22 protein-coding genes are annotated in these 22,509 nt (G+C 32.2%); 21 read left to right on the top strand and 1 reads right to left on the bottom strand.

All coding sequences use genetic code 11. The annotated features are described in order from the left end of the window. Positions 1-30: 30 nt before the first annotated feature. From HRU50_RS10670 to HRU50_RS10585, 18 genes are all read left to right on the top strand, one after another. Positions 31-717 carry a TIGR00730 family Rossman fold protein gene (locus tag HRU50_RS10670; protein WP_296351068.1) on the top strand — a complete coding sequence of 229 codons (687 nt, stop codon included), beginning with the start codon at positions 31-33 and terminating at the stop codon, positions 715-717. Positions 718-743: 26 nt separating this feature from the next. Further along, positions 744-2,015, top strand: coding sequence for a T9SS type A sorting domain-containing protein (locus HRU50_RS10665; RefSeq protein ID WP_296351066.1), 1,272 nt, complete (start codon positions 744-746; stop codon positions 2,013-2,015). Beyond that, positions 2,012-4,864 (top strand): metalloprotease, encoded by a 2,853-nt coding sequence (locus HRU50_RS10660; RefSeq protein WP_296351064.1) that lies wholly within the window; start codon positions 2,012-2,014, stop codon positions 4,862-4,864. Before HRU50_RS10665 ends, HRU50_RS10660 begins: the two co-directional genes overlap by 4 nt. Before the next feature lie 154 nt (positions 4,865-5,018). Beyond that, on the top strand, positions 5,019-7,430 hold the full coding sequence (locus HRU50_RS10655; protein ID WP_296351062.1) for a thiamine pyrophosphate-dependent enzyme: 2,412 nt from the start codon (positions 5,019-5,021) through the stop codon (positions 7,428-7,430). A gap of 136 nt (positions 7,431-7,566) precedes the next feature. Then, positions 7,567-8,421 carry a polyphosphate kinase 2 gene (ppk2, locus tag HRU50_RS10650; RefSeq protein WP_296351060.1) on the top strand — a complete coding sequence of 285 codons (855 nt, stop codon included), beginning with the start codon at positions 7,567-7,569 and terminating at the stop codon, positions 8,419-8,421. Between the two features lies 1 nt (position 8,422). Then, entirely contained in the window at positions 8,423-9,247 is an 825-nt protein-coding gene (ppk2, locus tag HRU50_RS10645) for a polyphosphate kinase 2 (RefSeq protein WP_296351058.1), read from the top strand. Between the two features lie 86 nt (positions 9,248-9,333). Further along, positions 9,334-10,509, top strand: coding sequence for a cytochrome-c peroxidase (locus HRU50_RS10640; protein ID WP_296351056.1), 1,176 nt, complete (start codon positions 9,334-9,336; stop codon positions 10,507-10,509). Positions 10,510-10,589: 80 nt separating this feature from the next. Then, entirely contained in the window at positions 10,590-11,765 is a 1,176-nt protein-coding gene (locus HRU50_RS10635; RefSeq protein ID WP_296351054.1) for an AraC family transcriptional regulator, read from the top strand. Positions 11,766-11,867: 102 nt separating this feature from the next. Then, positions 11,868-12,365: a DoxX family membrane protein gene (locus HRU50_RS10630; protein ID WP_296351052.1), complete on the top strand. Its 498-nt coding sequence runs from the start codon at positions 11,868-11,870 to the stop codon at positions 12,363-12,365. An 11-nt stretch (positions 12,366-12,376) separates the two neighbouring features. Further along, positions 12,377-12,760, top strand: coding sequence for a hypothetical protein (locus tag HRU50_RS10625; RefSeq protein WP_296351051.1), 384 nt, complete (start codon positions 12,377-12,379; stop codon positions 12,758-12,760). A 9-nt stretch (positions 12,761-12,769) separates the two neighbouring features. Then, the gene (locus HRU50_RS10620; RefSeq protein ID WP_296351049.1) at positions 12,770-13,666 is read left to right on the top strand and encodes a DUF2807 domain-containing protein; all 897 of its coding nucleotides are present in this window, start codon (positions 12,770-12,772) and stop codon (positions 13,664-13,666) included. Between the two features lie 75 nt (positions 13,667-13,741). Further along, on the top strand, positions 13,742-15,352 hold the full coding sequence (locus HRU50_RS10615) for a class I SAM-dependent methyltransferase (protein ID WP_296351047.1): 1,611 nt from the start codon (positions 13,742-13,744) through the stop codon (positions 15,350-15,352). 1 nt (position 15,353) lies between these two features. After that, on the top strand, positions 15,354-15,626 hold the full coding sequence (locus HRU50_RS10610; protein ID WP_296351045.1) for a DUF202 domain-containing protein: 273 nt from the start codon (positions 15,354-15,356) through the stop codon (positions 15,624-15,626). 119 nt (positions 15,627-15,745) lie between these two features. Further along, positions 15,746-16,408: a hypothetical protein gene (locus HRU50_RS10605; RefSeq protein WP_296351043.1), complete on the top strand. Its 663-nt coding sequence runs from the start codon at positions 15,746-15,748 to the stop codon at positions 16,406-16,408. Positions 16,409-16,799: 391 nt separating this feature from the next. Beyond that, positions 16,800-17,456, top strand: coding sequence for a sensor histidine kinase (locus tag HRU50_RS10600; protein WP_296351042.1), 657 nt, complete (start codon positions 16,800-16,802; stop codon positions 17,454-17,456). Then, on the top strand, positions 17,446-18,138 hold the full coding sequence (locus HRU50_RS10595) for a LytTR family DNA-binding domain-containing protein (RefSeq protein WP_296351039.1): 693 nt from the start codon (positions 17,446-17,448) through the stop codon (positions 18,136-18,138). The genes HRU50_RS10600 and HRU50_RS10595 overlap by 11 nt, the downstream gene beginning before the upstream one ends. Positions 18,139-18,141: 3 nt before the next feature. Continuing rightward, the gene (locus HRU50_RS10590) at positions 18,142-18,618 is read left to right on the top strand and encodes a hypothetical protein (RefSeq protein ID WP_296351037.1); all 477 of its coding nucleotides are present in this window, start codon (positions 18,142-18,144) and stop codon (positions 18,616-18,618) included. A gap of 66 nt (positions 18,619-18,684) precedes the next feature. Further along, positions 18,685-19,317 carry an outer membrane beta-barrel protein gene (locus HRU50_RS10585; protein WP_296351036.1) on the top strand — a complete coding sequence of 211 codons (633 nt, stop codon included), beginning with the start codon at positions 18,685-18,687 and terminating at the stop codon, positions 19,315-19,317. 47 nt (positions 19,318-19,364) lie between these two features. Here HRU50_RS10585 and HRU50_RS10580 read toward each other — a convergent pair whose 3' ends face one another. Continuing rightward, entirely contained in the window at positions 19,365-20,522 is a 1,158-nt protein-coding gene (locus tag HRU50_RS10580; protein WP_296351035.1) for a THUMP domain-containing protein, read from the bottom strand. 125 nt (positions 20,523-20,647) lie between these two features. On the opposite strand from HRU50_RS10580, the gene HRU50_RS10575 reads away from it, so the two are divergent. The 3 genes from HRU50_RS10575 to HRU50_RS10565 are packed head-to-tail and all read left to right on the top strand — an operon-like array spanning position 20,648 to position 22,484. Beyond that, the gene (locus HRU50_RS10575) at positions 20,648-21,379 is read left to right on the top strand and encodes a methyltransferase domain-containing protein (RefSeq protein ID WP_296351033.1); all 732 of its coding nucleotides are present in this window, start codon (positions 20,648-20,650) and stop codon (positions 21,377-21,379) included. Positions 21,380-21,381: 2 nt separating this feature from the next. After that, positions 21,382-22,056: a ZIP family metal transporter gene (locus HRU50_RS10570; protein ID WP_296351031.1), complete on the top strand. Its 675-nt coding sequence runs from the start codon at positions 21,382-21,384 to the stop codon at positions 22,054-22,056. Continuing rightward, positions 22,056-22,484 (top strand): DUF4268 domain-containing protein, encoded by a 429-nt coding sequence (locus HRU50_RS10565; RefSeq protein WP_296351028.1) that lies wholly within the window; start codon positions 22,056-22,058, stop codon positions 22,482-22,484. The genes HRU50_RS10570 and HRU50_RS10565 overlap by 1 nt, the downstream gene beginning before the upstream one ends. The last annotated feature ends 25 nt before the right edge of the window (positions 22,485-22,509 follow it).

Here is a 22,509-nt window from a genome sequence, read left to right as displayed (position 1 = left end):
ACGTCTCGAATTAATATTTAACAACAATACATGAGAAAAGAACATAAACACAAAGGTTGGAATGAAATAAAAACAAATGACTCCTGGGCAATTTTTAAAATTATGGGAGAATTTGTTACTGGTTATGAAAAACTTAGTAAAATTGGGCCTTGTGTATCAATATTTGGTTCTGCTAGAACAAAACCAGATCATAAATATTATAAACTCGCTGAAGATGTAGCTCAAAAAATTGTAGAACATGGCTATGGTGTGATTACAGGTGGTGGCCCAGGAATTATGGAAGCTGGTAATAAAGGTGCTCATATAGCAAGAGGAACATCCGTAGGTCTTAATATTGAATTACCTTTTGAACAGCACGACAATCCTTACATTGACAGCGACAAGAGTTTAGACTTCGATTACTTTTTCGTTAGAAAAGTAATGTTTGTGAAGTACTCTCAAGGTTTTGTCGTTATGCCAGGTGGTTTTGGAACATTAGACGAATTATTTGAAGCCATGACTTTAATTCAAACTCGTAAAATTGAAACCTTTCCAATCATATTAGTAGGAAAAGAATTTTGGGGCGGATTAATAGATTGGATTAAAAACAAATTGCTTGAAGCTGGTAATATAAGCCCAAAAGATTTAGACTTAATTCATTTAGTAGATACTTCGGACGAAGTTATTGACATACTTAACAATTTCTATAAAGAATATAGATTAAGTCCTAATTTTTAAAAAGATATATTTTTTATTTCACCGCTATGAAAAAGAAAACAATAGGTCTTTTTGCAGTTTTGTTATGGACATGCATAAATGTTTCTGCACAAGAAACATTTAAAGTTATGTTTTACAATCTTCTAAATTACCCGAATGAAGATGCTGTGCCAAATCGTATTGACGATTTAGACCTGATACTTTCCGACTACCAACCAGATCTTTTTTTAGTTTGCGAACTAAATAACATAACTGGTGCAAACGACGTTTTAAATATCACCAAAACTGCCATTAGTACAAGTTTTGAAATGGCGTCTTATGTTTCAAACACATCCGACGACAACTCAGGTAACTCTAATGAATTACAGAATTTATTATACTACGACACCTCAAAATTCACCTTAGAAGAAGAAGTGATTGTTCCTACTGATTTACGAGATTTCAACATTTATAGATTACAACTAAAGACCGTTGACCAAGCGACTAATCCTATTGATTTATACGTTGTTGTATGTCATTTAAAGGCTTCAACAGGTGTTGTTAACGAAAATAGAAGGTTTAATATGATTCTCAATCTTGAGAATTATCTTGACACCTTACCAGCAGATGCAAATGTTATTTTAGGTGGAGACCTCAACGTATATTCAGCCAGCGAACCTGCATTTCAAGAGCTTATAGATGATATAAATCACATCACCTTTGTAGATCCACCTAACAGAATTGGGGCCTGGAATAATAACCCAAACTTTGTAGACGTATTTACACAATCAACAAGAACACAGAGCAATCTCGGTGGCGCTGGAGGTGGAATGGATAGCCGATTTGATTTCCTTTTAACTTCAGAAAATATGATTGGAATGAGTACTATTAATTATGTAACAGATTCATTTCAAGCATACGGAAATAATGGTTTTGGCGCTTGTTATAACAGCGCTATAAATTCATCAAATTGTGGTAATGCGAGCTCTACATATTCTTTTGCAATAAGAGATGCGTTGCATGACTTTAGTGATCATTTACCAGTAACATTATCATTAGAAGCAAATGTTACGTTATCAATAGACCAAGAATCGCTTTTAAGCCAAAATTTATCATTAGATAAAACTGTTATAGACGAAGAATTAACGATTAATTACTCTTCAGAATATTTTGGTAGAACATTGAAAATTCATGATCAATTGGGTAAGCATATTTCAACAACTTACCTAAACGATAATCATAAACATACCATTAATACAACAGAGCTAGTTAATGGTATATACTTCATTTCGATTCAAGGAAAGAAAAATGAAAATTTAAAATTTATTGTGAAGCATTGAAAATCAAAATCCAAATTACTGTTTTTTTAATTCTGTGCTATTCAATAATACATGCACAAAACGCTATTGATGTTAATGGTATTGTTAATGTGGAGTCAAAAACCATTTCTATCAATCAAACCATATACTATAAAAATGAATCTAAACAAAGTCTTAAAGAGATATATCTTCACGATTGGATTCATAGTTATTCAACGAAATCAACACCATTAGCTAAACGATTTGAAGAAGAGTTTAGCACTAAATTTCATCTAGCTAAAGATAGACAAAGAGGATTTACATCTATCACTTCTATAAGTGATTTATATTCAAATGCCGTTCTTGATTATGAATATCTAGAGGATCATCCTGATGTATTAAAAGTTACATTAAAAGAACCGCTTAAACCAACAGAATCGTATAAGATAAGCCTAACATATTCCATTGTTTTACCGGATGCAACTTTCACAGATTACGGATATACAAAAACCAAAGATTTCGAATTAAAATATTGGTACATTTCCCCAGCTGTTTTTGATGGTGAATGGCATTATTACAGTAATAAGAATCTTAACGACTTGTATATCCCAAAGTCTAATGTTTCAATCACTTTAAAACATCCAATCAATTACAGAGCAACATCAGAATTAGATGTTGTTGAAATGATACCATATCCAAAAGACAATTATCAAATAAGTCGTTTCTTCGGAAAAGATAGAACAGACACATATCTGTCATTGTCAAAATACCCAAGATTTAGACGCGTTCAAACGGATGATTTTGTAGTCATCTCAAATATTAATGAGAAAGATGTTAGCGGAAGTGAAAAGGCTATATTAACGGACAGAATAACCAGATTCTTAACTAAAAATATTGGAAACTATCCGCACAAAAACTTATTAGTTTCGGAGGTTGACTATAGACAAAGTCCACTTTATGGACTTAATCAATTACCCGATTTTTTAAGTCCATTTCCTAATCAGTTCCAATACGAGCTGAAATTACTAAAGACAGCACTTAAAAAGTACTTAAATAACATATTACTTCTGAACCCAAGAAAAGAGCATTGGTTAACAGAGGGTTTACAGATTTATTTTTTATCAAAATATGTGGATGAATATTATCCTGACATGAAATTGTTAGGAAATTTAGCTGATGTATGGGGAATTAGGGCGTTTCACGCGGCAGACCTAGATTTTAACTTTCAATATTTCTTGTATGCCATGGAGATTGCAAGAAAAAACAGAGATCAGCCATTAACTACTTCGAAGGACTCACTTATTAAATTCAATTCAAACATTGCTGGAAGATACAAGGCAGGACAAGGATTTTACTATTTAGAAGATTTCACCGATGACATAAATCTAAAAGAAACTATATCTAAGTTTTTGACTCAAAATGCGCTTAAAACTGATATTAAAATTAAAGATTTTGAAAATTATCTAAATACAAAAACTGATAAAAATATTGATTGGTTTTTCTCGGATTACGTGGACACTAGGAAGAAGATAGATTTTAAAATTAAATCAATAGAAACAACTGAAGATTCTATAAAGGTGACCATAAAAAATAAAAGAGATAACAGTATGCCTGTGTCTTTGTTTCGATTGAGTAATGATTCAATTATTGGAAAACAATGGGTCGAAAATATCTTTGGTACAAAAACAATTTCAATTCCAAAAGATAGCACCGACAAATTTGTGTTAGACTACTACAATGTCATGCCAGAATTTAATCAGAGAGATAATTATAAAGCTGTAAATGGTTCGTTTTTGAATAATAAACCTTTTCAGATAAGACTTTTCAAAGATGTAGAAGATCCGTATTACAATCAAATCTTCTTTATGCCATTAGTTGAATTCAGAAATATATATGATGGCTTAACCTTAGGTACTAAAGTTTACAATAAAACCATTTTAAGAAAACGGCTCAACTATAGATTTTCGCCTCAATATGCCACCAAATCTAGAGCTTTAACTGGTTCTACTTCTATTTCCTATACGCATAACCTAGAAAATCAAAACTTGTTTGATCTCACATACGGACTAGGTGCTAGCTACAGATCGTTCGCTCAAGATGCTTTCTTCACTTCTATTACACCGTCAATATCACTTACATTTAGAAATGATGATGACTTTAGAGAAGATACAAGAGACCGTATTTCAGCGAGATATGTAAGTATCAGTAGAGAAATCGGTGAAGACGCCATTATTGATTTTGATGAGCAAGAACCAGATTATGGTGTTTTTAACTTACGTTATACACATTTTAAACCTGGTCTAATAAATTTCTCCAGCTTTAATGCTGATTTTCAACTCGCAGAAAATTTCAGTAAACTCTCAGTCAACTATGAATATCGAATTTTAACTAAAAGCAATAGAAATATTGATTTTAGATTTTTTGCTGGGATGTTTTTAAATAATAGTACTGACCCCAATTCAGATTATTTCAGTTTTGCCTTAGATAGACCAACAGATTATTTATTTGATCTTAATTATCTAGGTAGATCTGAAGCTGCAGGATTATTTAGTCAGCAAATCATAATAGCTGAAGGTGGATTTAAATCTATGCTAGATACCCCATTTGCTAACCAATGGATGACCACTGCAAACTTTAGTACCTCTATCTGGAGATATATTCAAGCTTACGGGGATGTTGGTTTGGTAAAGAATAAATTCAGTAATGCTCAATTTGTTTACGATTCTGGTATAAGATTAAACCTTGTTCCTGATTATTTTGAATTGTTTTTTCCTGTCTATTCAAACCTTGGATGGGAAATAGCGCAACCAAATTATGGAGAACGCATACGTTTTATTATTACTGTAGACCCACAAGTTCTACTTGGCCTATTTACACGTAAATGGTATTAACATATTCTTAGTAATGTGTTAATTTTTTAAATTATTTTGATTCATATTTATTTTTTAAAGCCTTTTATTGATAATAATTCAATAATATAACGTTTTAGGCTATTGCACAGCACATCTTATTTTTGTAGCTTTGCATGACCAAAATAAGACCTGAATGAAGACGAATCCTGATACTAAAACAGAAATTACATTTGAAGACTTTAAAGCAGAAGTTATAAACGATTACAAACTTGCTGTAACCAGTCGCGAATGTAGTTTACTTGGAAGAAGAGAAGTTCTTACAGGTAAAGCTAAATTCGGAATCTTTGGTGACGGTAAAGAGATTCCTCAAATTGCTTGGGCTAAAGCTTATGAAAAAGGCGATTGGCGCTCCGGTTACTACAGAGACCAAACTTTTATGATGGCCATTGGTGAACTTACGATTGAACAGTTTTTTGCTGGTTTATATGCCAATACAGATCTCAAAGAAGAGCCAATGTCAGCAGGAAGACAAATGGGTGGCCATTTTACTACTCATAGCTTAGATGAAAATGGTCATTGGAAGAATTTGACTAAACAATATAATTCTAGTTCTGACATATCACCTACTGCTGGTCAAATGCCAAGATTATTAGGTTTAGCGCAAGCGTCAAAGATTTTTAGAAATGTAGAAGGCATAAACGCGACTAATTTTTCTAATAAAGGAAATGAAGTAGCCTGGGGAACAATAGGTAATGCTAGTACGAGTGAGGGATTATTTTTTGAAACTGTTAACGCAGCCGGTGTTTTACAAGTACCGATGGTAATTAGCGTTTGGGATGACGACTATGGTATTTCGGTGCATGCTAGACACCAAACGACTAAAGAAAATATTTCTGAAATTTTAAAAGGATTCCAGCGTGATGAAGATAATAACGGTTATGAAATCTTTATAGTTAAAGGTTGGAACTACCCAGAACTTATTGATACTTATCAACGTGCATCACAACTTTCAAGAAAAGAACATGTCCCAGTTTTAATTCATGTTGATGAATTGACGCAACCGCAAGGACACTCTACTTCTGGTTCTCACGAACGTTATAAAAATCAAGAGCGTTTACAATGGGAAGCTGAATACGATTGTAATGCGCAAATGCGCAAATGGATGATTGCAAACAACATTGCAACAGACGAAGAATTAAATGCATTAGAACGAAACATCAAAAAAGCTGTTCGAGAAGGTAAAAAAGCTGCTTGGGCATCTTTCATAGGACCTATTCAACAGGAAAGAAATGAAGCTATAGCTCTACTCAATGAATTAGCAAAAACAAGTGTAAATAAAGTATTTATATCTAAACTTAGTAGTGATCTTGCTTCTATTGAAGAACCACTTAAAAAAGATATCATTTCTGTGGCTCGTAAAGCGTTACGTTATGTTATTTCTGAAGATTCTACTCACAAAACAGCATTACAAAATTGGATTGACAATTACTTGGCTGTAACTCAACCAAAGTATAGCTCTCACTTATATAGTGAGTCTGAAATGAGTCCACTTAAGCAAGTTGAAGCATCACCTACTTACGACAACGACGCTAAAATGGTTGATGGACGTATTGTACTTAGAGAAAACTTTGACGCTATTTTCAATAAATACCCAGAGGCATTAATTTTTGGTGAAGATGCAGGTTACATCGGTGACGTAAATCAAGGACTCGAAGGATTACAAGAAAAGTATGGCGAATTAAGAGTTGCAGATACTGGTATTAGGGAAGCAACAATTGTTGGTCAAGGTATTGGTATGGCAATGCGTGGTTTAAGACCCATTGCAGAGATTCAATATTTAGACTATTTAATGTATGCGCTTCAGATTATAAGTGATGATTTAGCAACCGTACATTACCGAACAAAAGGAAGACAAAAAGCACCATTAATTGTTAGAACTCGTGGACATAGATTAGAAGGTATATGGCATTCTGGCTCTCAAATGGGTGGCATTTTAAATCTTGTTAGAGGAATTCATGTGCTTGTTCCAAGAAACATGACCAAAGCTGCAGGTTTTTATAACACATTATTAGAAAGTGATGACCCAGCTTTAGTTGTAGAATGTCTTAACGGTTATCGTCTAAAAGAAAAATTGCCAAACAATATTGGCGAATTTAAAACACCTATTGGTGTTGTAGAAACATTAAAAGAAGGTGATGACATTACGCTTGTGTCTTATGGTTCTACATTACGACTTGTTGAGCAAGCTGCAAAAGAACTCTTAGAAGTTGGTATTAACGCCGAAGTAATTGACGTGCAGTCATTATTACCTTTTGATATTAATCATGATATTGTAAAGAGTATTGCCAAAACCAATAGAGTTTTGGTGATAGATGAAGATGTAAAAGGTGGCGCATCATCTTATATTTTAGACCAAATATTAAATGAGCAAAATGTATTTCAATATTTAGATAGTCAACCAAAAACATTGGCCGCTCAAGCACACAGACCAGCCTATGGTAGCGATGGAGATTATTTCTCTAAGCCTTCAACAGAAGATATTTTTGAAGCCGTTTATGATATCATGCACGAATTAAGTCCGAATGACTATCCTAAATTAAGATAGATAACTAGTATAAATACAAATGCTTAAAGCCTTTCAATATTTGAAAGGCTTTTCGTTTTTATAAAAAATGACATCTATCATAAGAATTAAAAGAACGTTAGGCTATATTTGATAACTTACAGACAAAATTCTATATATGCTAACACAAGAGATTCTCTCAACTTTCAAAAAACACTCTGATTTGGTGTCCTATCTCGAGGAACACCAACACGAAAATCCAATTTTTAAATCTGCTTTAGAAAAATACGAATACGAACAAGAACTGCTTCCGCTTCAAGCAGAATTGGTAGAATTTCAAAGATGGGTTCAAAAGGAAAATAAGAAAATTGCTATCATTTTTGAAGGTAGAGATGCATCTGGTAAAGGTGGAACCATAAAACGTTTTAAGGAACATCTTAATCCAAGGGCAATGAGAATCGTAGCATTAAATAAACCTACGGAAGTAGAAAAAAATCAATGGTACTTTAACCGATACATCAAAGAATTACCTAATGCCGGTGAAATTGTATTTTTTGATAGAAGCTGGTATAACAGAGCTGTTGTAGAACCTGTTATGGGCTTCTGTACAAAACAACAGTACAATCGCTTTATGATTCAGGTTCCAGAGTTTGAAAACATGCTTTATGAATCTGGCACTACTCTAATCAAATTTTGGTTCTCAGTATCTAAAGATGAGCAACAACGTCGTTTTGAAAAACGTCTGAATAACCCATTAAAAAAATGGAAGTTTAGTCCAGTTGACGAAAAGGGTCAAGAACTTTGGGATGTCTTCACCACGTATAAAAATCAGATGTTTTCTAGAACACATAATTCCTTCTCACCTTGGGTCATTATAAAATCTAATGACAAGCAACGTGCACGTTTAGAGAGTATTAAATATGTGCTAAGTCTGTTTGACTATGACAATAAAGGCAAAAATGCTCAAAACATTTTACCAGATCCAAACATCGTACAACGTTATTTTAGAAATACCATACAACTCGACCAATAATATGCCACTTAGAAATTTATCCGATAAAGAAATAAAAGTTATAAACACTAAGAAAGGCTTATTAGCTTTACTTAGACAAAAGCGCTTAGACATTAATAAAACCGTTAATAATGTCAAATATGAAAAGCGACTAGAAAAACTACAAGAAGAAATGTTAATTCTTCAACAATGGGTTGCTGCTAACAACAAAAAAGTAGTCATATTGTTTGAAGGTAGAGATGCTGCAGGAAAAGGTGGTGCTATAAGACGTATCATTCAACATTTACCACCAAGAGCCATAAGAGTGGTTGCATTGCCAAAACCTAACGAAACAGAATCTGGGCAATGGTATTTTCAACGCTACATAAATCAATTACCCAATAATGGCGAGATTGTATTCTTTGACAGAAGTTGGTACAACAGAGCAGTTGTAGAACCTGTTAATGGCTTCTGCACCAAAAAAGAATACGAGATTTTTATGTCTCAGGTGAATGAGTTTGAAAAAATGATACAAGAATCTGGTATATATTTTCTGAAGCTCTATTTCTCAATTACAAAAACCGAACAGCAACGCCGTTTTAAGGACATCATAAACACACCAACAAAGAAGTGGAAATTTAGTGAAGTTGATAAACGTGCGCTCACACTTTGGGATGAATACACCAAGTACAAAGAGGCCATGTTTGAAAAAACTCAAGTCTACGCACCTTGGAAAATCATTAAAGCAAACCGAAAAACAAATGCAAGAATTAGGGCTTTTGAATATATCTTAAAATCCATTCCATACGAAACCAAAGACTTGGAAACGATTCGTCCTAAATCCATGCAATCCATACTAAACGAATAGGTCAATAGAGAATATTTTTTACTTTTTTTAGTTTTAATATTAAACCATTCTAAATCTAATCGGTCTAATTTTGAAACAATCAATCTATGAAATCAGTTCTTTTTGCATTATGCTTCGTTTTATTTGTATCGTGTGGTAATAACGATAACAATGGGGATTTAGGTCCTGTGAGTACAATTCCGGAATTCTCAAACATATTAGATATAGACTTCGAGAATTTACCTAATTATAGCAATCAATCAATTCCAAGTTATATCACAAGAGACAATACCAATGGAAATACAATTACTGATGAAGGTGCAACTTTAGGTCGTATTTTATTCTATGATACCAATCTTTCCTCAGATAATACCATAGCCTGCGCAAGTTGCCATAAACAAAGTGTAGCTTTTGGTGATGACCCACAAGTAAGTACTGGTGTAAATGGTGTTACTGGTCGTCACTCAATGCGATTGGTAAATGCGAGATTTTCTGATGAAGACCAATTCTTTTGGGATGAGCGCGCTTCAACTTTAGAAATGCAAACCACTATGCCAATACAAGACCATGTAGAAATGGGATTTAGTGGTGAAAATGGCGATCAAAATTTTGCAAACCTTATTACTAAATTAGAACAAACAGACTACTATTCTGAACTCTTTGAATTTGCTTATGGTACAGATGAAATTACAGAAGCTAAAATTCAGAATGCATTGGCTCAATTTATTAGAAGTATTCAGTCTTTTGATAGCAAATATGATGTTGGAAGAGCACAAGCGAATAATGATGGACAACCATTTCAAAATTTTACAGACGAAGAAAATACCGGTAAGCAATTATTTTTAGCGCCGCCACAATTTAATAATCAAGGTTCTAGAATTGGTGGTGGATTAGGTTGTGCTGGTTGCCATCAAGCCCCAGAATTTAGTATAGACCCAAATTCATTAAATAATGGTGTTATTGGTACTGCCGACAATTCAGAAACTGATTTTACAATTACACGTTCACCGAGTCTTAGAGACGTTGTTAAGGCAGACGGCTCGGCAAATGGACCTTTTATGCACACTGGTACAAACACAAATTTTGATCTTTTACTTAATCATTATAATGATATAACTATTGGTGCAAACAATAATCTAGACGTTAGGTTACGACCAGGTGGAAATGGACAACAATTAAACTTAACGCAAGACGAAAGAGATGCTGTTTTTGCTTTTGTGAAAACTTTAGCTGGCAGTGATGTTTATACCAATGAAAAGTGGAGTAATCCTTTTATTCAGTGATGATAGAGACAATTTGAGACGTATAATTCATAGATTTAGTAAATAAATGCACTACATTTAGGAAATAAAATCTAATTAGTTTGTTTCCAGATTTCAATAAGTGGAGTTTACCGTTATTAATTCTCGTTCTACAAGGACTTGTTTTTACCGTATTGTTATTAAACCGATATTTTAAAAAACGAAACCTTTCAGATTTATTTCTTGGCTTAATATTACTATTAACTTGTTATAATCAAACTTGCTATACCGTTGGTTTTATGGGTTGGTATGATACATTTCGTACTACTAAAATCAACTACTTTCTTATAAATATTGCTGTTGGACTTGCACCACTAATTTATTTGTATGTAAAATCTATAACAACATCTAATTTTAAATTTAAAAGAAAGCATTGGTGGCACTTTTCATTAGCATTTTTGTACGTTGTTTATAGATTAAGCATTTATACTTATGATGCTTTACAGCCAGGATTTAATGATACACAGAATGGTGTTTTAAAAATTGAATTAGACGAAGCTTATGTGCAATCTGTAATGGGTTATGTGGAAACACCATTTATGCTAATGTATATAGCATTTACATTTCAGTTGTTTTACAATTACCGAAAAAAAATCATTCAATACTTCTCTAATACTTATAAACTAGAGCTTAAATGGATATTAAGCTTTTTAATTCTCTTTAGTTTATTATTCTTGTATGATACGATACAAGATATTATTGGTTCTCGTTTTATAGACTTAGGTTATCAAGAACGTTGGTGGCTTAACCTAACCATGGCAATTGTAATGTTGTACATTGGGATTAAAGGTTTTTTTACAGATACGACAAAACTGAATAAACTAGATTTTACATTTACACCAAAATCTATTGCCATACCTGACGAGTCTAAAGACCTTGAAAAAGAAAAATCATTTTCAGAAGAGCAAGTTGCAATTGTAAAAGATTTAATGGAAGTTGAGAAAGTCTACCTGAATCCAGAACTTAATCTTTCAGATTTAGCAAAAATGGCAAATATGTCTCGCGCACAACTGTCTGAAATTGTAAATTCAGCATTTGATAAAAACTTTAATGATTTTGTTAATACTTATCGTGTAAATGCATTTAAAAATATGCTGAAGGAAGACAAGCATAAACAATTGTCATTACTTGGTATTGCCCAAGAATGCGGATTTAATAGTAAAGCAACCTTTAACCGTGTTTTTAAGAAACTTACCAACTACTCACCTACTGAATATTTAAAAACTCAATTAAATTAAGACGTCTCAAATCGTATTTAGGACGTTCTAATACGTTATAAGTCGCTCACGAAGAGCATCTCTACCGAAATTTGTGTCAACAACAATTAAAACCCATTTGTTATGACACAATTAAAATCAATATTCAAATTATTAATTACACCTGTACTTCAAAAGCACTGGTTTATAGATTTAATTTTTGCAATTCCTAGAGTTCTTAGCGGACTTTGGTTAACAACGATGTTTGGCGCGGATAAATTCGGAATGCCTTGGACATCTGATGATAGACATTTACAACTGTTTGAAGTCGTGGCATGGTTTCCTGAAGATGTTAAAGCTTATGGCGGCATATTTGCCATTGCACCTGTATTTTTTGCTTGGATGGGCGCTTTTAGCGAAGCAGTTGGCGGTCTTTTTCTTTTGCTCGGTCTAAAAACCAGAATCGCTTCTTTCTTAATTATATGCACAATGTTGGTTGCCATTTTTTGTCAAAAGTTTAATGGACCTCTTTGGAATATGCTACCAGCCATAAGCTTCTTATGGGTTGCCATTTACAATCTTTTCTTAGGCTCTGGACGCTTTGGACTAGACTACCTAATTTCTAAAAAATTAAATAACTAAACATACGTATCATGAAACTTTTAAAACAACTTTCAATATTCATTATCACATTATCATTAACCAATTGTGTACAAGAAACACATCTAAAAACTATAAACTTCAAAATTGACTTAAGCACAGTAGAAGTTATTAATAATCCTAGTGTTAAAGGCGAATTCACCAATCCGTCTTGGGAAAAAGCCATTACGTTAACAGATAGCGACAATGATGGTATTTACGAAGGAAAAGTCGAAGTACGATCTGCACAATTCGGGATGCAATTTAAATGCTTTAATAACGATGAATTCGAATTACAAGGAAGCGACAACAGATTTATAACCTTCGAATATAAACCTGAAACTATTATCTACGAAGCAACATATAATAACCGAGAAGAAACTATAACAAGAAAATAATTATTACTCATGAAAAAGCTAACAGTATTGCTATTGTTTGTTGGTATGACAAGCTTAGCACAAGTAAAAGGAAACAAGAATATAGTAACCCAATCGTTTGATGTTACTACAATTGAAGAAATTAAAATAAATCTTTATGCAAAGGTGACTATTGACCAGTCGGCTAAAGAAAGTCTTACCATAACGGCAGATGAAAATTTAATAAAATTGATTGATAAAGGCATTACAGATGGCACATTACATCTCGACCAAAAAGAATGGATTTCACCATCACAAAATATAATAATTACCATTGGAGCACCAAATCTAAAACGTCTAGAAACAGGCACTCATGATGATACAAAAGTGATAAATCTCAACAATGAGTATTTAAAAGTTTTAGCACCAATTGGTAATGTTTACCTAGAAGGAAAAACAAAAGAATTAAGGATTGCTGCAGAATTAGCCACTGTTGACGCAAGTAAACTAAGTGCAGAAAAGGCTTTTGTTAATCTTTGGAAATGGGGAAAAGTAAAAGTAAATCCAATTTCGTCGTTATGGGCAGATGTTTCTAATGACGGAAAACTAATTTACATTAACAAACCTTCAAAATATAATGTAAAAACAAAAAAAGGTGGAAAAGTATTTTCATTAAGTGAATCGGAAAACATTAAGAATCCCGAAGCAAAATTTATCAAATTCAAAATTAGAAACAACTCAAAAAATAGAAATCAGTTTTATGTAGTCGGACCAAAACCAGATGGTTCTAAGTTTAGCTACGGTTTTCCAATGATGCCAAATGCTACAAGAAAAGAAAACTGGAGTATTGGCACAAAAGTATATAAAGTAAATACTTTGGGATTTAAAAAACTACTTATTGAAATCACAGCGGATGATGAAGATAAAATTGTATCGCTTTTTGAATAAGACAATGACTTTATTCGTTTAAAAAACCATTATTTCCATAATGGTTTTTTATCTTTAAGTACTAATCAATCGTTTATGCTAACAAAATCAGATAAAACCAGATTACGAAGTACAATTTTCAGACATCTTGATGGTATTGCTACGGCGACTTCAGCTTATGCGCTTCATAAAAAAGATGTACCATCTTATATTTTAGAACATAAAAACGTCACAGTATCTGAATTAGCAAAAACCTTTAATGCCAATGAAGGTTATCTTAATGTAGCACTACGAGTTTTAAGCTCACAAGGTTGGTTGAACCAATCTCTAGATAATGAAAGTAATACGGTGACTTATAGTGTCAATTCCATATCTAAAGACGCTTTTGAACGCTTTGATGTTTATGAAGATGCTGTTAAACTTTTGAAGTATTCCGACCGATTTGCGCAAGAAAAGATGATAAGTGTTGATGCCTTTATTGCATTAGAGCGCATATTTAAAAAATTTGAAAACGGATTTGATCTTGAAATAAGCAAAGAAGATTCTATTGATTATCAAATTTATAAACATATTGAAGGCGTAATTGCTGGTCCAATAATCGTATTACTTGGTGTTAACGGATTGTTTCATAAATACTTTATGGAAGCTTCCTTTACTGCTGAAGAGTATCATAAAGACCCTGAAAGTTTCAAAAAAATTCTCGATTTCTTTGCCCATTTAGGTTGGTTTAAGAAAAAACGAAATACCTATCAATTTACCAATGAAGGATTATTCTTTGCAAAACGCGCTAGTGCGTATGGTGTAACCGTATCATATATACCTACCTTTTTGCAATTAGACGAGCTCATTTTTGGAAATCCAATAATTTTAAAAACATCATCACCAAACGAAACCGAAAAACATGTACACCGCGAAATGAATGTTTGGGGAAGCGGCGGCGCACATGCTACCTATTTTAAAGTTATTGATAAGGTCATTATAGATCTGTTTAACAAACCAATTGATGAACAACCAAAAGGAATTCTAGACATGGGTTGTGGTAATGGTGCATTTATAGAGCATATTTTTAACGTCATAGAACAGCAAACACTTAGAGGTAAGATGCTTGATGATTATCCGTTATTCTTAGTAGGAGCAGATTTTAATAAAGCTGCACTAAAAGTTACTAGAGCTAATCTTATAACCGCAGACATATGGGCTAAAGTCATTTGGGGTGATATTGGTAGACCAGATTTATTGGCAGAAGACCTCAAAGAAGATTACAATATTGACCTTCAAGATTTATTAAATGTGAGAACATTTTTAGACCATAATCGTATTTGGGAAGCACCAAAAGAGAATCACCACATAACAACTAAATCTACTGGAGGATTTGCTTCAAATGGTAGAAGATTAAGTAATAATGATGTAAAAGCGTCACTTGTTGAACATTTAAGCAAATGGAAACCATATGTTGAAAAATTTGGATTATTAATTATAGAGCTTCATACTATAAATCCAGAATTGACCTCAAAAAACATAGGGAAAACAGCAGCAACAGCTTATGATGCGACACATGGATATAGCGACCAATACATACTAGAAGTTGATGTATTTAAAAAAGCGGCAGAACAGTCGGGTCTCATACCAGATGATAATCATTTTGCTAGATTTCCTGATAGTGAGTTAGCAACGGTAAGTATAAATTTATTAAAAGGAATTGAATAATATGTCCGATAAACCCTCCAAAGAGAAAAAACAACTCATTACAAGAGATTGGTTAGCCATAGAGCGCACAAAATTGGCAAATGAACGGACATTTCTGGCCTATTTCAGGACGTTCCTTGTCATTCTCGGAACAGGCCTAACCATAATAAAACTTGAATTTTTTTCAGACTTAGAGTATTACGGTATAATTTTGGTAATCGCCTCAGCCTTTATCTTATTAATTGGGATATACAGATTATTTAAGGTTAAAAGGAATATCAGAAAACATTATTAAACCTAAAAGATATAACTTTTTAATATTGTTTGGCATGAGCAAATCCTTGTTGGTCGAAATAAATTGAAACACTTCTGAAAGTGTTAGACTTTTGATCTAAACAAATAAAATAAGAAATTATGAAAGTCAAAAATTCATTTATTATTATGGGACTTGCTCTACTTTTAAGTTCTTGTATTGTAAAGTCTCTTCAACCATTTTATACTGTAGAATCTCAGCATTTTGATGAACGCTTAATTGGTGATTTTATCACAAAAAGTAAATCTACTTGGAAATTTATTTCGTTTAAAAAAGAATGGGAGCAAGAAAACCAAGGACAAACAAAATTAATGAAAGAGGATCTTGATACTTTTGAACGCTATAAAAACGCATATGTAGTTGAATACATTAGTAGAGATAAGGACGCCTTATTTATTGCAATGCCCTTTAAAGTAGGAGATGATTTGTTTTTAGATTTTACCCCATTCGAATATGAAGAATCAAGTATAAACTCTATGGCAGCACAACATTTAATTAAAGCACATTCAGCTGCTTATGTAAATTTTAATGAGGATGGAAGTATAAAATTATCTTGGATTTCGGAAACTGTACTAAAGCGTTTATTTAAAGAACAAAAATTAAAACTAAAACATGAAAATGTTGGTATAGATGATGATCTAGTTCTAACTGCTAGTAGTGAAGAATTACAAGCTTTTCTTAAGAAATTCATGGCATCTAACATCGAAAACAAATGGAAAAAAGATGACACCTCTACATTAAAACCTTATAATGCAAAGCCTTAATATTAACGCTATCTTTAAACGATCCAACTTCCACAGACCATTAGTCTTCAATGTGTTGCTGTGGTCTTTGGCATTTATTATTTTCTTATTTGTTTTTTCTAAGGGTAAATTACCTATTACAATAGATGTAATTTATACGCTTAGTTTTTTGTTAGTTTTAGCAATACCAACATGTGTTAATTTCTATGTTTTAATTCCTAGATTATTACAGAAAGAACATTATATCTATTATACGACTAGCTTTATAGTAAATTTGATTTTTTTTGCTTTTTTGAGCTCTTTACTATTAGAGCCTTTATTAGATATATTGTTTAACAATTATTTTTTTATTTCTTATTTATCAGAATTTAATATATTCTTGGTATTTACCATTTTTCTTACAGCTACAACTTTGATTAAACTTGCTGAAGATTGGTTTCATTTTAATACAATTGAAAACAATGCGTTAAAGCAGAAAAATTTAAAAATTGAAACAGAGCTAAAAGCGCTTAGATCACAAATAAACCCACATTTTTTATTCAATTCACTAAATGTTATTTACGCTTTAGCTCTCGAAAAAAAAGAAGGTACAGTTGAGGCTATTGTGCAACTTTCAGATATTTTACGTTATGTCATATACGACGCAAACACTGAGCGTGTAAGTCTTAAAGAAGAATTAGACCTATTAAAAAACTATATAGCATTTCAAAGTCATCGGACAAAAACAGCTGTAACTACTCTTAACATTGAAATAGAAGATGATACTTTTAAAATTTATCCGATGCTTCTATTACCACTAATAGAAAATAGTTATAAACACAGCATTTATGACGATGAGGCTTCACATGCCATTACTATCAAAATATGGCAATCTGGATTGGATTTTAATTTTAGCATTACGAATGCAAAAAGTGAAACTAAAAATCAACATAATAAAGATCGTTCTGGTGTTGGAATACAGAATATAAAGACTAATTTAGACCTAGTTTATCCAGGTAGGTATGATTTTGAAATTAATGAAACAAGTAAAATATTTCAGGTAAACTTAGCTTTAAAAAATGAGAACTAATCCCTCTATTTCGTGTATTATTATTGATGATGAACCTTCATCGCAAAATGTTCTCAAACATTTTATAAATGAGACACCTGTACTAGACTTAAAGAAGGTTTGTAATAATGCTTTTGAAGCCTTTAAATTTTTACAGCTCAACCAAAATATTGATCTCATATTTTTGGACATTAATATGCCAAAACTAACAGGTTTAGATTTTTATAAATCATTACAAAACCCACCTAGAGTTATATTTACTACTGCCTATCCTCAATATGCGGTTGAAGGTTTTGAAGTTAATGCAGTTGATTATTTACTTAAACCTATAGCTTATAATAGATTTTTAACAGCCATAAATAAGGTTATTAGTTCTGAGGAAGACAGCATAGTTAAAAAAGGTTTTTTAATTTTAAAAGAGAACAAATCACTGCATAAAGTTCATTTAAAGGATATTCTGTACATTGAAGCTTATGGTGATTATGTTAAAATACATACTATACACAAAACAATTATTACGCACAGCACATTCTCAAGTTTTATAGATAATTTACCGAGTTACTTTTTAAGAACCCATAAATCTTTCTGTATTAATCTTCATCAACTAGATCAATTAAATGGAAATCAAATACAAATTAATGAGTATAAAATTCCTATTGGTCAAACATATAAGCAGTCAGTTTTAAAAGCACTAAATTCGTGATCTATGAAAATTGAATCTATTGTTACTATAAAAAAGGAATTGCAACATCTTCCTAAAGAAGATCTATTAGAATTATGTTTAAGATTAGGTAAATTTAAAAAAGAAAACAAGGCACTTCTCACCTATTTACTATTTGAAGCTCATGATGAAGATGGTTATGTAGCGAGTGTAAAAACTTCTTTAGATGAACTTTTTAATGGTATAAATACTGACAGTTATTTCTACATGAAAAAAACAATCAGAAAAATTCTCAGACAAATACGAGTTTATAGTCGCTATTCTTTAGAGAAATCTACCGAGGTAGAATTACTACTCTACTTCTGCGATCAATTGAACGATCTTAATCCTTCAATACATAGAAACAGAACACTAAGCAACTTATACGAACGCCAAATAGTTTCTATTCAGAAAAAAATAAAAGGGCTTCATGAAGATCTTCAATACGATTACACGATTCAATTAGAAGAATTACATAACTAATGTTAAAAATAGATTAAACTACAGGCGTACTTTCAGGTTGTAAGTTATCTTTATAAGAAAAATCTTATGAAGTTAAAGTATGCAATTATTATAGTATTTTCATTAATCTTTAACACTCAAGGAATTGCTCAAGATGACACCACAAACGATTTTAATCGATTTGATTTAACATTGGTGACAGGAATTGGTTATGGAAAGGTTGAAAATGATAACGAACCTAATTACGATCTTAATGCAAACGTCGGCGAAGCTCATATCACCTACAATTTTTCTGAAGCTTTTGGATTATCAACAGGTTTAGGATTCTTACAACTTAGTGGAAATGGTTTTAACAGTAATGGAAACTTTTATCATGAACGTGATCTTTTGAAAATTCCTTTAATGATAAGATCTAACAAAAATATTGGTGACAAATTTAGCTTAACGATTTCAGCAGGTTTTTATGGACAGACCATTATCAATGATGAATACAGATACCTTTTAACTACAGAGGAAGACGTTTTCGGTGGCTGGACCTTTGGTTTTCAAGGCTATTTTGGTTTCGGTTATGAAGTCTCAGACAATTGGACAGTTGGACTTAACGTTTCAACACAATCTGATTTTAATAAATTTGAAACAGAAAATAATGTTTCACTGAACGATGAACAACGCATAACTACGTTAAACACTATCGGTTTAATGTTTGGCTTAAGATTTTAATATTCAATTAGTTTCTAAATTAAGCAGTCTTGGCTATTGCAGGCTACTTAGTTTTTTTTCGCTTTTTTGCTGCCTTCATACATTTCGTATTTCACCAAACGCGATTCTAATTTCGCATTAAAGACTTTTATTTTACGAGAAGGTCTTAGTCCAATAAACTTTAAAGCTTCCAAGTTAGAAGTTATTAACCACGCATCGGTATTAGGATAACCATGTTTTAAAGTATTTCCAATATTACCGTAAAATTCTTCAACATTTAATTGATCTAAACGCTCACCATAAGGTGGATTAAACACCATATGTAGTTTATTTGTTCCAGCTTTTCTGGTTTTAAAGAAATCTTCATGTTGCACATGTATAAACTCATCTAAATGTGCATTTTTTACATTTTCTTTGGCTTTTCTTACTGCGGAAGGAGATTTATCATAACCTATAATCTTATGATGAAAATCTCTTGTTTTCTTTAAAAGTGATTCTTCAATTTTTTCAAATAAATCAACATCCCAATCTTCCCAACGCTCAAAAGCAAACTCTTTTCGCATCAAATTTGGTGGAATATTACATGCAATCATTGCGGCTTCAGCAAGCATTGTTCCACTTCCACACATTGGGTCCATAAAGTCCGATTGTCCATCCCACCCACTCATCATTATGAGACCAGCAGCAAGCACTTCGCTAATTGGAGCAATATTAGTGGCGATTTTATAACCTCTACGATGTAACGATTCACCAGACGTATCTAAAGAAATCGTACAGCGTTGTCTATCTATATGTACGTTTATCTTTAAATCGGGAAAACGCAAATCTACGTTTGGTCGTTCTCCATTATTTTCTCTAAAACGGTCTACAATTGCATCTTTAGCTTTTAATGCTGTATATTTTGAATGCGTGAAAACACTATGATGAACAGTGGCATCAACTGCCAAAGAACCAGTTGGTTTCAAGTAACGCTCCCATTTAATTTGCTTTACATTTTTGTAAAGGTCATCTTCTCTTACAACTCTGAAAGACTTAATTGGCTTCAAAATTTTTATTGCAGTTCTTAGACCCAAATTGGCTTTATACATAAAACCTTTATCGCCGACAAAACTGACGTTCCTAACACCTTTTACCACATCCATTGCACCGAGCTGTTTCAACTCTTTCGCTAAGATGTCTTCAAAACCAAAAAGTGTTTTGGCAACCATTTTAAAATTATCATCCATATGTTGGGAGAACTAATTATTAATTTGAAATTAATTACAAGTAGAAACGACTATGTCTTAAATTCAAAATACAGTACCTGTAATTAGATGCCAAATTTAACTATTTTTGCAGGACATTTAACATTATGACCAAATTGAAGAAAGAGTGGTACGCCTCTTGGTTTGACACACCTTACTACCACATTTTATATAAAGACAGAGATTATTATGAAGCCCAAGTATTTATGGATAATCTTACTAATTATCTAAATATTCCTCAGAAAGGTAAAATACTAGACCTCGCTTGCGGAAAAGGCAGACATTCTATCTACCTTAATTCTTTAGGTTACGATGTGATTGGTGTGGATTTATCTGAACAGAGTATAAAGCATGCTAGTCAATTTGAAAATGAACTCTTGAAATTCAAAGTTCACGATATGAGCAAACCATATCCAGAACAATTTGATGCTGTTTTTAATCTCTTTACAAGTTTTGGATATTTTGAGGATGAATCTTGTAATCTAGAAACCATAAAATCTATAAAAACCGCTTTAAATGAATTTGGGTTTGGCGTTATAGACTTCATGAATGCAGAGTATGTTATAGATAATTTAGTTGCTGAAGATGTTAAACATGTTGAAGGTATAGATTTTTATCAAAAACGTAGTGTCAAAAATGGTTACATCGTCAAAGACATAGCATTTGAAATAGATGGTGCATCACACAAATATCAAGAACGTGTAAGAGCATTTACTCTAAAAGATTTTGAAGACATGTTTGCACAAGCTGGTGTATATTTATTAGATGTTTTTGGTGATTATAAGTTGCGGAAATTCTATCCTAATAACTCTGAGCGATTAATTATGATTTTTAAATAATTATGAATCTGTATTTACTTCCAATACTAGCCATTGTTGTTGGTGTCATAATTGCGTTACTCATAAAAAAACAAAAGAATATAGGCACTAAACTTTTACTATCGTTTAGTGGTGCATTTTTATTGTCATTAACAATTTTTGAGTTATTAGCAGAAGTTTACGAGCATTTAGATGGACGCACAACAGGACTTCTTATAATGTGCGGTATTTTACTTCAGATTATTTTAGAGTTTTTATCACAAGGTGCAGAGCATGGACACGTACATCATAATGAAGAAACTACAAAGTTTCCTTGGTTGCTTTTTATCAGTTTATGTATCCATAGTTTTTTAGAAGGATTCCCTATTCATGAGCATAATCATATGGTATATGGAGTACTTATCCATAAAATACCAATTGCAGCGCTGATAAGTGCCTTTTTATTTCAATCTAAATTTAGCACACTCCAGATCACAGCATTCTTGGTGCTTTTTGCTATGATGACACCGTTGGGTACTTTTATATCTAATAATGCTGAGATTCATAGCCAAGATATTACCATGATAAATGCCATAGTAATAGGTATATTTTTACATATTTCTACCACAATACTATTTGAGAGCACTGAAGGTCATAAGTTTAATCTTTCTAAACTTATTTCGATTATCTTAGGTACAGGAATAGCATATTTTATATAATGTTTAGCAGAGAAGAAAGTAGATTATTACGACAAGAATTTTGGACGAGTTTTGGAAAATCTTTTCCAAAAAAATGGCTGTTATATAATACTAAAATTAAAGGCTTATCCTTCAAGTTTCATTTTGACACCAAATCAGCATTAATAGCTTTAGTCCTCGAAGACGATTTAGAAAACCGAATTAATTGCTGGGAAAAGCTTGTAGCCTTAAAAGGAATCCTTACTTCTGAATATCTATCTGATGTTATTTATGAAGAAGAATTCTATTTAGAGAACGGCAAAGAGATCTCTCGTATATATCTTCCACTAGAGCAGAAAGTATCTATACATAATAAAAATACTTGGCGTGATGTTATGGAATTCTTTAATATCAATATGACCTTGTTTGAAGGGTTTTTTGAGGAATACAAGGATATTATAAAAGGTTAAAAATATTACTTGTTTTTACTTACTT

Origin of the sequence: Winogradskyella sp. (assembly GCF_013213835.1) — a bacterium.
Lineage (GTDB): Bacteria > Bacteroidota > Bacteroidia > Flavobacteriales > Flavobacteriaceae > Winogradskyella.
Note: the sequence above shows the minus strand (reverse complement) of the source record. Positions and strands in the feature narration are given on the sequence as shown.